Here is a 14,182-nt window from a genome sequence, read left to right on the forward strand (position 1 = left end):
TCCTCGTGCGCCGACGCGCAATCCTTGCGCAGCTCGGTCGCCACGGGTGGGGCGGCGACCTCCGCGGCGGCGGCCGCGACCGCGGCGGCGCAGAGCGCCACCCAGCAGGCGGCGGTCCTCGCGCAGCGCTCGCTGCAGTCGCTCCAGCGCGCCGCTCAGGCCGCGCAGGCCGCGCAGGCGGCGGCCCGCGCGGTCGCGACGCCGGTTCTGCCGAAGGTGACCGACGGCTTGTCGCCGGGCGGGTTGATCGTCGATCCGCGGGTGCCGAAGAACCTCGCCGCTCCACAGGCCGGCGAGAACGCCAATCTCTGGATCAATGCCGGCCTGCCGACGTCGACGACCAGCGACGGCCGGATCACGGTCACGGTCCAGCAGACCGCTCCGCAGGCGGTGATGAGCTGGCAGCAGTTCAACATCGGCAGCAACACGACCCTGGTGTTCGACCAGCAGGGCAATCCCGGCTGGATCGCGCTCAACCGCATCGCGGCGACCGGCCTGCCGAGCCAGATTCTCGGCAAGATCAAGGCCGACGGCACCGTCCTGGTGATCAATCCGAACGGCATCATCTTCGGCGCCGGCAGCCAGGTGAACGTGGGCTCGCTGATCGCGACCACGCACGACATCGCCAGCAGCGACAGTGCGAGAGCCTTTGCCGCCAACAATCCCAAATACGTCCTGACGAGCGTCACGTCCGGGGGAACCACGACCTCGTTCTTCGTACCGCCCAACGAGGACACCGCGAACACGTATTTCGCCCAGAACGGGCTCTACGTCGCCGGCGCGGTGGACACAAACAGCAACCCCTCGACGGCGATCGGCAACTCCGCCGTCTTCGCGATGGGCGATCAGACCGCGGGGTCGGCGGGCGGCGGTTCGATCATCGTGCAGCCGGGCGCCGGCATCACGGTCAACGGCACCGGCACCGCGATGAGCACCGGCTATGTCGCCCTGATCGGCCCCGCCGTGACCAATGCGGGGACGCTCACCAGCACCAACGGCCAGGTCATCCTCGCCGCGTCCAACGCCGTGGTGCTGACCCAGCCCGCGACGTCCGCGACCGGCGTGAGCACGGCCATGACGGTGAGGCCGGCCACGGGCGGCTATACGCGGGCGAGCGGCAGTAATGCGACGGCCTCGGTCGTGGTCGATGCCAACGGCGACATCGTCAAGTTCCCGAACATCGCGCCGCCGTCGCTGACGAGCGGCGCGACGGCGCGCCCGAACGGCGGTCTGGTCACGAACACGGGCCTGATCGTGTCGAACGACGGCGCCGTCACGCTGGTCGGCGACAGCATCTGGCAGCTCGGCGGCATCCTCGTCACCACCAGTACCAGCCGACCCGGCTCCGTCACCCTGGACACGGCCGGCGCGCCCACGCTCGGCAACGGCGCGATCGGCAACATCGTGCTCGGTCCGGCCAGCGTCATCGCGATCCTTCCCGACGAGACGAGCAGCGCCGTCCCGACCAGCACCGTCACGCCCAGCTACGTCGCCGCCAACATCCAGCCGCAGATCACGCTCACGGCGGCCGGCGACATCGACATCCAGGGCAACGGACCTGGACTGGGTGGCGCCCTCGTCAAGGCCCCGGGTGCCGCCGTAACGCTCAAGGCCGGTCCGGTGGCGACCGGCGCCGACTCCTCGCTCGGCACCGGAGGAACCATCGCGCTCGGGTCCGGCAGTACGATCGACCTGTCCGGCATCGCCGGCGTCACTTTGCCGGCGTCCGATTATCTGCTGACGCTGAAGCTCACGGCCAACGAGGTCGCCGACACGCCGCTGGCGCGCAGCCTGATCGGCACCACCGTGACGGTCGACATGCGGCTGAAGGGCACCCGGGCCGACGGGCTGCAATGGGTCGGGTCGCCGATCCTCGACCTCCAGGGCTATGCCGGGACGACCCCGCAGTCGATCGACCGGCTTCTCTCGGTCGGCGGCAACCTCGTGATGGTGGCGGGGCAGAACGTGGTGGCGCGGCCGGGCTCGTCGATCGACCTGTCGGGCGGCTTCGTCCAGTATGCCGCCGGGACGATCAACACCACGCGCCTGCTCGGCTCCGACGGACGCGTCTACGACATCGGCAAAGCCGATCCCGGCCTCAGCTACACGGTGACGACCGGAACCGCGCTCTATCACGGGCGGTGGAACGTCTCCGAGACCTTCACCAACAAGCTGAGGCCTGAAGGGTTCTATTACCCGGCCTACATCGCAGGCAGCAACGCCGGCACGGCCAGCATAACGGCGGTCGCGCCGATCCTCGAGAACTCGTTCACGGCGGACCTCGTCGCCGGACCGCGCCAACGCGCCGGGCTCGATCCGATGCCCAGCGGCGCCAGGCTCACCATCGGCTTCGCCACCCAGACCAGCTCGTCGGCGCCCCTCTACACGGTGCTCCTGGAACCGTCCGCCGACGCGCCGGGCGATCCGTTCGGCCTCGCCAATTTCCAGATCGGCCAGTCCTGGTCGCCGACGCTGGCGCGGCTCGCCGATGGAACCGCCGCCTTCCCGCTGTTCAGCGACGCGCTGACGGCCGCCGGCTTCGGCAGCATCACGATCGCGACCGGCGCCAGCGTGCTGAGCGTGTCGGCCGACGCCACCCTCGCGGTGCGGCCGGGCGGCAGCATCACGCTCGGCAACGTCGAGCGGATCGACGGCAGCCTCGTCGCCCGGAGCGGCAGCATCACGCTGAGCGGGTCCACGGTCTTCGATCTGATCAGTCCATCGCTGACGCAGCAGGATCTGACGATCGGGCCGACGGCACGTCTCGACGTGAGCGGCCTCTGGGTCAACGACACAGGCACCTACGCCGATACGATGCTGGGCCGCGCCTATGTCGACGGCGGGTCGGTGACCATCACAACGGCATCCGCCACCGTCCAGTCGAGCGTCATGACCATCGTCAGCGGGACGACGACGTTGAATGTCGATCTCGCCGCCCCGGGCACGACGTACCGGATCGTCGCCTATACCGATGCCACACGCAGCATCGTGCTGGCACCGGGAAGCGCGATCGACGCCTCGAGCGGCGGTTATGTCGGCAAGAACGGCGTACTCTCGGTCGGCTCGGACAGGCTGCCGCGGGGCAAAGGCGGCAACGTCACGTTGGAGACCTATGTCGGCGGCTTCAACCCGGTCGCCTTCGGCACGGCCAAGACGCAGATCGTGCTCGGCGACGGCAAGACACTGCCGATCGGGTCGTCGTTCTACTATGAAAACGTCGCCAACCTGTCCGGGCCACCACCTGGACCGACGGACGGCGTCTACCGTGCCAACACCTTCATGGGAGGCTCGATCTATGCTCAGGGCTTCGATGGTGGCGGCACCTTCACGCTGCAGGCGCCGGTCATCCAGATCGGCGGTACCGGCTCGATCGCGATAGGAACGCAGGGTGCGGCGCCGGGCACAGGGGCGATCGCGCTGCCGGCCAGCTTCTTCACGAACAATGTCTTCGGGGCCTATTCGCTGATCGGTCCCGCGGGAGTGAGCATCGCGCCGGGCACCGATCTGGTGCTCACGCAGTCGAACCTGCAGGTGCCGAGCTACGCCGTCCTGTCGGCCCTTCCGACCGGTACGACGGTGCGGTCCTTCGTCCCGCTCGGGGTGGCGCCCGATGCGGTGCGCAAGCCGGTCAGCCTGACGCTGACCCAAGACGGCTTCCTGAACACGTCCACCGGCATCGTGGTCGGGAGCAGGGCCGCTGTCACCACCGATCCCGGTGCCACTGTGACGATGGTGGCCGACGGGCCGATCACATTGAACGGCCGCATCGCGGCGGGCGCCCTGTCCACCGTCACGATGGTCTCCACGTCGGCGGGCATGAGCATCCTCGGCGGCATCTCGGCGCCGGGCGGGACCGTTAATCTGTTGAGCTCCGGGGCGCTCACGGTCGCGACCGGGAGCCTGCTCGACGTCGCAGGCGCATTCGTTCCCGATCCCAAGGTGACGGCTTATCCGACCGGCACGATCTACGACGGCGGCGTCGTCACCCTGATCGGTTCCACCGTGGAGGTGCAGCCGGGGTCGCAGATCGCCTTCGGCGGAACGACGGCGATGATCGCGGTGCCGGGCCAGGGGTCGTGGAGAGGCGACATCGCCCCGCAGACCATCTGGAGCAACGGCGGAACCTTGCAGATCGGCGGCGGTACCGTCTATCTCGGCGGCGCGCTTGCCGCCGCCGGCGGCGCACCGCTGGCGGTCGGGGGCACGTTGACGCTCGGCAAATTCGCGCTTCCGGCCGCCCTCGTGAACTACACGTCGTCGGCATCCGCGTACGATCCGAACACCTCGACCATCGCCGGCATCACCACCGGCGTCCTGGTCGCACCGAGCGGCCCGGCCACCCCGGCCACGCAAGTGACCGTCACGGCCGACACGCTCAACAACAGCGGGCTGAGCTCGGTGGCGTTGGCGGCCGGCGGGACGGTGCAAGGGTCGACTCCCACCGGCACGGTCGGAATCGTCGGCTTCGCCGGCAATGTCAGCGTGAACCTGCCGGGCACGCTCAGCCTCTTCGCCGGCAGCGGTTTGATCAGCCTCTTGCCGGCCGGCTACGGCCTGTCGAAGCTGAGCGACGCGCCGGCGCGGGTGGGGTCGATCGTCAACCTCACCGCCGGCTACGTGCGTCTCGCCGGCCCGAGAGGGACGTCGACGGGACCGACGGCCCCGAAGGGGGCGGACGCGATCCTGAATATCGGCGCGCAATGGATCGATCTCCAGGGCGCGCTGAGCTTCGGCAATATCGGGTCCGCCAGTCTGACCAGCAGCGGGCCGGTGCGGCTCCTGCCGGCGAATTACGGCAGCGCGGCGCTGGCCAGTGCCACCCCCAATCTCGGCGGCTCGCTGATCTCGCCCGGCCGGCTCACGCTGACGGCGCAGGAGATCTTTCCGGCGACCGCCACCGCGTTCCTGCTGATGTCGACCGCCGTTCCCGCGCCCGGCGATACCAGCCCGACGCTCACCATCCAGCAGTATCCGAACAGCACGCCCACGGCACCGCTGTCCGCCGGCGGCACCATCGTGCTCGATGCCCAGACCATTCGGCAGAACGGAACCCTGTGGGCGCCGCTGGGCAACATCGTGATCGGACTGCAGTCGGCGACCCAGTTGACCGACGCCCTGACCCGCGTGCTCCTCGACCCGAGCGTCGGAGCCGCCACCGGGACGTATCCGTCCACGGCGCCTCTCGTGGTCACCCAGAAGGTCACGTTCGGATCGGACGGCCTCACCGCGGTCACGGCCGGCGGCCTCGATATTCCATACGGAAACACGATCAACGGAACGCTCTGGTACTACGGACAGGACAGCGGCTCGACGGCCAACGGTCCGGTCCAGCAGATGGGTCCGCCGGCCAAGTCGATCAGCGTCTACGGCAAGACGATCGAGATGGGCGGCATCGTCGACGCCAGCGGCGGCGGCGACGTCTACGCCGTCGAGTTCATCGCCGGGTCCGGTGGCTCCCGCAACGCGCTGATTCCCTACACGCAAACCGGCGCGTCCGGAGCCACGACCACCTACCAGTCGCAATACGCGGACGGCCGCCAGGTCTATGCGCTGGTGCCGGTCTACACGGCCAAGATCGCGGCCTATGATCCGGTGTTCAGCACCTTTCCGTACTATTCGGGTCAATCGGTCACGGCCGGGGCGCTCGCGAAGGCGAATGCGACGCTGTCGAGCCTGTCGGTCACCCCGAACTCGACGGACACGCTCGCCAATTCCACCGGGATCGCGCCGGGCACGCAGGTCACGCTCACCGGTGGGAACGGCATCGCGGCCGGGACCTATGTGCTGCTTCCCGGCATGTATGCGACCCTCCCGGGCGCCTACCGCGTCGTGCAGGTGGCGAGCAGCTTCGGCGCTGCCCCGCAGAGCATCATGGCGAAGGACGGCTCGGTCTACGCGACCGGCTATCTCGGCAACAGCCTGACCGGCAGCCGCTCGTCGCGGCAGGCCCTGTTCCAGCTGCAGTCCAGCGACGTCTGGGAGCAGTATTCGCGCATCGACATCACCGGCGGCACGAGCTACTTCCCGGGCTTCGCCGCGACCAACGGCGTCGCCGTCCCGGCGCTCCCGGTCGACGGCGGCCTGCTCGTGATCGGCGCGAACACGTCGCTCTCGCTCGGCGGCACCTACAAGTTCGGACCCGGGACGAGCGATTTCGCGCCGTCGATCCAGGGCGCCAGCGGGCAGATCGACATCGCCGCGCCCAACATCGTCGTCGCCGCCAGCGATCGGCTCGGCAGCTTCGGGACGGTCGCGGCGGATGGAACCTTCACGGCGCGCAGCGCCTACAGCGGCTATCTGTTTATCGATGCCGATCAGGTGAGCAGGCTGGGCGCCAGCAGCGTGCTGATCGGCGGCACGGCGTCGGCATCGGCGCCGGGATTCGTGACGGCCGTTGCCGCCAATCTCGAGGTCGCGACCGACGACGCGCATCCGCTGACCGGGCCCGACCTGATCCTGGTCTCGCAGCCCGGAACCACCGGCCTCACCGTCGATGCCGGCAGCACCATCCGGGCCCAGGGCGTGGCGTCCGGCGCCAGCCGCGACATCACGCTCGGCTCGAGCACGGTGAGCGGCGACGGCGCGCTGCTGCGCGTCTCCAACGGCAACCCGATCGGCATCACCCGAATCTCCACCTCCGGCACGGGCCAGATCGCGATCGGCACGGCGATCGGCACGACCCAGCTCGTGGCCGGCGCCGGCGTGACGCTCGACGGCGGCAACTCGCTCATCATCGACACCAGCGGAAGCGGCACCATCGCGCCCGACCTGTTCGACTCCGGCGGCAACACGCTGGCGCGTGGCGTGATCATCAAGGGCCGCAACGATTCGATCGCGGCCAACACGATCAATTTCGGGGCGGCCCCACCCGGTGCGGCGGGCCTGAGCCTGACCGAAAGCCAGTTCGCGACCCTGTTCGCCGACGCCACGACCCTCACGCTGCGCAGCCGCACCGGGTTCAACTTCTACGACCAGAACGGGCTGACGCTCGGGGATCCGAACCATCCGATCGGCACGCTGACCCTCGACGGCGCCGGGCTCTACGGCATCGGCGTGAACACCGCCGGAGGATCGGGCGGTCCGTGCGTATCGGCCTGTGCGACCATCGTCGCCACCAATATCGACCTGATCAACAGCCAGGGCACCTCGGGGCCGGCGTCGGGCGTCGCGGTCGGGGCGGGCGGGGTGCTGACCCTGAACGCCAGCGGGCTGATCACGGCCGACGTGGGCGCCAAGACCCTCGCCGGCTTCGCCAAGGTCAATTGGAACGCCGGCCAGGGGATCGTGTTCACCGGGACCGGCAGCATCGAAGCGACCGCCGCGACGGCGACGCCGGTGTTCAATGTCGGGTCCGTCTCGGTCCTCACCAGCGGCAGCGGATACACCAGCGTGCCGACCGTCACGGTCGCCGGCGCGGGCGGATCGGGCGCGAGCGCGACCGCGCTGCTCGGGGTGGCGTCGATCACAGTCAGCAACGGCGGATCGGGCTATCATTACGGCGATCCCGTTACCATCACCGGGCCGGGCGGCAGCGGCTTCACCGGCACCGCGATCGTCAACAGCACCGGCGTCATCACCGGGGTCAACATCACGTCCGCGGGCTCCGGTTACACGGGCGCCATCACCGCCGTCTCCGTCACCAGCAGCACGGGCAGCAGCGCCGTCCTGACGGCGTCGCTCGGGGTGGTCGGCCTGTCGGTCGTCTCGGCCGGGTCCGGCTACACCACGGTCCCGACCGTGTCGTTCTCGGGCGGCGGCGGGACCGGCGCGACCGCGCAGACGCTCGCCACCATCACGTCGCTGACCCTGACCAATGGCGGCGCCGGCTACCAGAACGCGCCGGCCGTGACCATCACGGGCGGCGGCGGCTCCGGCGGGGCGGCGTCGGCCACGCTGTCGGGTACGACCATCGGCCAGGCGACGCTCACCAGCGGCGGCGCAGGATACACCAGCATCCCGGTCGTCAACATCTGGGGCGCTCCCGACATCACCTTGTCGGCACCGCAGATCGTGGTCGCGGCCGGCGCGAAGCAGTCGCTGACAACGCGCGGCAATCTGATCCTGCAGGGCTCGGGCTCCAGGCAGCCCGATCCGCTGGCGAGCACCATCGGTGGCACGCTCGCCCTGCTCGGGGCCTCGGTCGTCGACACCAGCGCCCCGATCTACGCCTGGAGCGGCAAGCTGACGCTCACGGCGGCGGTCGGCGACGTCGTGCTCAATCCCGGCGCCACGATCTCGGCTCGCGGAACCCGCAATCCGGTCATGGACCAGTATCTGGACTCGCCCGGCGGCACGGTTCAACTGATCTCAACCATCGGCAACGTCACGGTGGCCGCCGGCGCGACCGTCGACGTGTCGAACCCCTATTCGAACTATGCAGGGTCGCTGCTGATCCAGACTGGCAACAACGGGTCGACCGGCGTGGCGACGCTGAACGGCACGCTCAACGGCGCGGCGTCGTTCAACGATCTCGGCGGCAATTTCTCGCTGCTGGCCGGACGCCTCGCCGGGGCCCTGCCGTTCGACGGCAGCGGGCCGAATTTTTCCGGCAGCTTCGCCGTCACGCTGCAGAGCGGCGACATCGCCGTGCCGGCCGGCCGCACGCTCACCTCGCACACCGTCCAGCTCGTCGCCAATGGCGGCAGTGTCAATGTCGACGGCGTCATCGACGCGCGCGGGCTGAGCGGCGGGCAGATCTCGCTGTTCGGGACCGGCACGCCGCAGACCGCCAACGGCACCACCTCCATGGTCGGCGGCGTGTCGATCGGCGCGACCGCGAGGCTCCTGGCGAGTGCCGTCAGCCCGGGCGATGCGACCTTCGGTGCCTATTCCACCGTCGACAACGGTGCGACCAATCCGAACGGCGGCACCATCACGCTCGGGACGTCCGGCACGCCGACCGCGGGCGCCTTCGACCCGACATTCGGTTACGAGCTGGTGGCGAGCGCCAATTCCGGCTGGATCAGGGTCGCGGCCGGCGCGACGCTCGACGTCAGCGGTGCGCCGAACGCCCCGGCCGGGCAGGTGATCGTGCGCGCGCCGCTGCTCGACGACCACACGGTCAATGTCCGCTTCGGCGGGAGCGTGGTCACCAATGGATCGACGGCCGGTGGCGGGCTGGTGCTCGACGCCTATGCAACGTGGAGCACGGCGGACGGCTGCAGCCTGATCCCCGGCGGCTGCGGCGCGGTGACGACGCTCGCACAATACAACGCGCTCACGGCCGCGCAGCAGGCCCAGCTGCAGAAGCACTTCGACGGCATCGTCGATCCGGCCGGCTGGTTCGACGGAACCAGCGCGCGGGTGGCCGGGACGGTGGTCTCGGGCAACACGGTCGCCTACTCGGTCGCGAGCACGACGACGTTCACGTCGGTGCCGACCCTGGTGTTCTCGGGCGGCGGCGGCAGCGGCGCCACGGCGACGGCCGTGATGAACGTCCAGAACGGCGCCGTCGCCACGACGACGACCGGGTCCGGGTTCGGTGCCACGTCGCGCACCGCCTGCGGCGGCGGCGGCGGCACCTTCACGTGTTACAGCGATTCAGCCAAGACCCAGAACCCGGTCACGGTCACGCTCACGGGCGCGACCGGAACCGGATTGGCGGTCAGCGGCGTCACCATGAACGCCGACGGCACCGTCAAGAGCGTCACGATCGACAACACGCTCGCCCAGGGCTACACGGCGCCGGTGACGCTGACCGTGTCCGCCTCGGGCGCGACGAGCGCGACGGCCCAGGCCAAGCTGATCTTCGTCGGCATCAACGTCACCAACGCGGGCACCGGATACACCACCGCCCCGACCCTCACGGTGTCGGGCGGCGGCGCGTCGGGCAGCCTGACGGTCACCAAGACGGCGGGCATCGGCCAACGCAACGCGTTCCAGCTGCCGAACACGGTGGCGCAGGGGACCGGCATTTTCGTGCCGACGACGGCCTATGCGCCGCACACCGCGTTCTATCAGACGACGCTGGTCGGGTTCGTCGAGAACCCCTTCGCCGGCACCGACGGGGCGCTCGCGGCACAATCCTTCACGGGCCCGGGTCTGGGAGCGATCCTGCATCTGCGTCCCGAGGTCGTGCTGGCCAATCCGGCCGGCCGCACCGGCGTCAACGGCGGCAACATCACGGTCGCCAGCAACTGGAATCTCGGCGCCGTGAAGGGCCTGAAGAACGCCAGCGCCTTCACGGCCACGGACGGCACCTCGGTCGCCGCCAATACCCTGATCACCGACGCCTTCGGCAACCTGCTCGCCAAATATGCCAACTACCAGGGCCAGCTCGTCGTCGACAAGACCATGCCGCTGTTCTATCGCACGGCGGCCGGCGAGCCGGGTGTCCTCACGCTGCGCGCGGCCGGCAATCTGGCCATCAACGCGACGCTGAGCGACGGTTTCTACGAGACCAGCGACGCCTTCGGCGGAACCATCCCGGTCGCCGACCGCATCGCCAACAATCCGGCGATGTCGGGGACGATCGCGGACTTCAACACCACGGCGGCGGCGGGCCTGATGTCGGTGGTCCCCGGCGTCAACAACGGATCCTTCGCCTTCAATCTGGTCGGCGGCGCCGCGTTCACGTCCGGCAACGCGACCGTCAATCCGGATGCCGTGGTCGCCGTCTCCGGCACGGCCGGCGCGACGACCGGCAACGTCACGATCAACGGCCACACGACCTATCCGAACTACGACTTCTCCGGTCGGATCGTCCAGATCCCGACACTGGTACGAACCGGCACCGGCAGCATCACGATCGCGGCCGCCGGCAATTTCCAGCTGCTGGACATCGCGGCGCCCGGCGCCGTGTACACGGCCGGCGCCGCGGTCGCGACCCCCGACGGGTTCACGGCGCCGGTCATCCCGGCCACCTACTTCGTCAATTCGGGCTCGATCAGCGGCTGCACCAGCGGCACCTGCATCAACGGCCTGGTCAATACGCCGACCTGGGCGAGCGGCGGCGGCGCGGTCACGATCACGACCGGCCAGGCGATCATCGGCGTCCAGACGCCGGTCGACAATTCCGGCGGGACGCAGACCGGCACGGCCTACCAGCCGATGATGCAGCTCTGGGAGGACTGGTATTATCACTTCGGAGCCGGAAACGGCACGCAGACGCCGTTCGCCGGCTGTACGGCCTCGGTGACCTGCCAGACCGCCGCCTGGATCAACTACGCGACCTTCTTCCAGGGCATCGGTGCGCTCGGCGGCGGCAATGCGACGCTGACGGCGGGCGGCGACATCACCCAGATCGGCGTGTCGCTGCCCGAGACGCTGGTCGTCACCGGCGGCGTCGCGAAGAACGATGCGCGTCTCGTCGCCTATGGCGGCGGCAATCTGGTGCTGCAGGCCGGCGGGAACCTCAACAGCAGCAACATGCTGGTCGGACTCGGCAGCGGGCGGATCAGGGTCGCCGGCACGATCGCGTCCGACCCGGCCACCGCACGGACGGTCGCGACCGGAAAGACCAGCTCGCCGACCGGCAAGGCGCTCGGCCTGATCCTGGGCGTGCAGAGCGGTTTCATCAGCGCCGTCGCGGGCGGCTCGGTGTCGGTGCTCGGGACCGACGATCCGGCCGGCGAGCAGGTCCTGGCCAATACGCTCCTGAACGTTCTGCCGGGCGCCAAGGTGGTGCCGGGCAGCCTGAGCACCGCCAACAACAACGGCGCGTTCGGGATGTCCTTCAGCAGTTACGGGCCGCAAAGCGGCGTCTCGGTGACGAGCATCGGCGGGGACATCACGCTTACCCTCGGAGCCGGCACCACCCTCTTCAATCACGACGCCGTGCAGGCCGGAAACCACGGAACCCTGGGCCCGGCCACGCTGCAGGCGACGGCGCTCAGCGGGTCGATCACGGCTTCGGGCTCGCTCGTCCCGATCCCGACCACCACGGGCGACGATACGGGCAGCATCGACCTCCTCGCGGCACAGTCGATCACCCTCTCTTCTCTCCAGATGCCCGATCTGGCGACCGGGAGCTCGTCGCTTTACGTACGGGCGGTTGTCAGGGGGGCGGCGTTCTCCAGCGGCAGCTATATCAGCCCGCTCGGTCAGAAGTTCGACAACCTCGCCACGGCGCTGCACGCCAACGACAGTGCGCCGGCCGTCATCGTCGCCGGCCGCGACGTGAGTGGCAGCATTACGCTGATCAAATCCGTCGACATCGAAGCCGGAAACAACCTCTCGGCGCTCACCGTCACGGCCCAGAACAACCAACCGGGCGACATCACCTCGTTGGTCGCCGGCAACTCGATCGTCGGCGGCAACTACGTCCTCTATGGTCCGGGCACGCTCCTGCTCCAGGCCGGACAGAACATCGGGCCCTTCCAGCAGAGCGTCAACGGCTATGCCGGGGTGATGACGGTCGGCAACGGCAGCAACCTCGTCACCAACAGCGATCTGCTCACCATCAGAACGATCCCCTATCTGCCGCGCCAGAGCGCCGACATCTACGTTCTGTTCGGGGTCAAGCCGAAGGTGAACTACGCGGCGACGATCGCCCAGTATGTCGATCCGGCGCAGGCCGGGACCAGCGGCATCGACCTGCTCGCGCCGATCGCCGTGATGCTCGGCGACGGCACCAACCGCGGCGCCGCGTGGCGCGATTTCAACCGTCTGTCGACGGCGCAGCAGAACAGTCTGGTCGACCGGGCGCTGGCGAGCGTCTTCGGCTCGACCCCCTACGCCAACTACATGGCGGCGGTCACGCGCTACGTGGCGCCCGGGGCGACGGACATCGGCTACGACTTTCTCGGGCAGATCGCCGGCATTCTCGGTCTCCGTCGCGATGACGCCGGCGCCGTCTTCTCGGCCGTGGCGGCGGGGCAGCAGGCGCTGACGCTGCGCCAGAAGCTCGCGATCGACCGCGCCTTCGTCGACTTCCTCATCCAGGTCGGCAAGGATCGCAACGATCCCGGCAGCCCGTATGCCGGTCAATATTCCCGCGCCTATGCGGCGATCTCGACTCTGTTCCCGGCGGCGCTCGGCTACACCGACAATAGCACCGGGAGCGGCACCAACGGGGCGGCGACGCGCATATCGACCGGGACGATGACGCTCGCCGGCTCGGTCCTGGAAACGCAGCTCGGCGGCGACATCAACATTCTGTCGCCGGGCGGCAACATCTTCGTCGGCAGCAACAAGCGCGACACGCTGCTTCCCAACCAGGAGGGCATCCTGACGCTCGCCGGCGGCACCATCCGGAGCTTCACCGACGGTACCGTCCAGCTCGGGCAGAGCCGCATCATGACCATGCAGGGCGGTGACATCGATCTGTTCACGGCCAATGGCGATCTGATCGCCGGCGAGGGGCCGAAGACCTATGCGGCCGTGTCGCCGCTGCAGGAGATCTGCACCGTCACGGGCTATTGCCCGGTCAATCCCACCGGGCTGGTCACCGGCGCAGGCATCGCCGCGCTGGTGACGCTGCCGGGGCAGGACCCCACCAAGAGCAATGCCAACCTGTTCGCGCCGCGCGGCACCATCGACGCCGGCGCCGCGGGCATCCGGGTCGCCGGCACGCTCAACATCGCCGCGCTGCAGATCCTGAACGCCTTCAACATCCAGGTCCAGGGACTGTCGGTCGGCCTGCCCACCGTGGCGGCTCCGCCGCCCGTTCCCCTCACCACGAACGCCAACGCGGCGGTGGCGACGGCGCGCACGGCCGAGCCGGCGGGCGGCAACCGCAACGGCGGCGATCAGGTCTCGATCATCATCGTCGAGGTGCTGGGTTACGGCGGCGGCGACGGCGGGACGCCGGAGGGACAGCCCGACAACCGTCGAGACCGCGGCAGCCGTCTGGACGGGTACGATCCGAACAGCGCCGTCCATATGCTCGGCAACGGCCGGCTCACCCAGCATCAGATCAGTCGGCTGACGGTCGAGGAGCGGGATCGATTGAACGCGCTGTCCGGCCAGCCTGGCAGCCCATAGTATCCGGGCCGGCAGCCACGTCGGCGGAGATGGACCAACAGGCGCCCGGGCCAGTCACCCGGAAAATCGATCTAAGTGCGTGTGTGGGATTGGTGGGCCCGGCAGTCTGTATCGAAGTCGTCTCCGGTTGAAATTCACTGTTGGGCTGGGAATCTACAGTGAATTTCCGGGAATCGAGGAACGCAGGCCCCAACGAGGGCCCGTCCTGAGAGCCTGACCGAAAATTGAGTGAGTGATTTCGGGGGGCTGTGATTCCGTC

Annotated in this window: 1 protein-coding gene; it reads left to right on the plus strand. The window is 69.2% G+C overall.

Features of this window, described 5'->3' with window-relative positions; translation table 11 throughout:
* The first annotated feature begins 24 nt into the window (after positions 1–24).
* Entirely contained in the window at positions 25–13,923 is a 13,899-nt protein-coding gene (locus tag HXX10_RS27260; protein ID WP_296526470.1) for a filamentous haemagglutinin family protein, read from the plus strand.
* Positions 13,924–14,182: the final 259 nt, after the last annotated feature.

It is taken from the genome of Rhodoplanes sp., from assembly GCF_013377085.1.
GTDB lineage: Bacteria > Pseudomonadota > Alphaproteobacteria > Rhizobiales > Xanthobacteraceae > Rhodoplanes.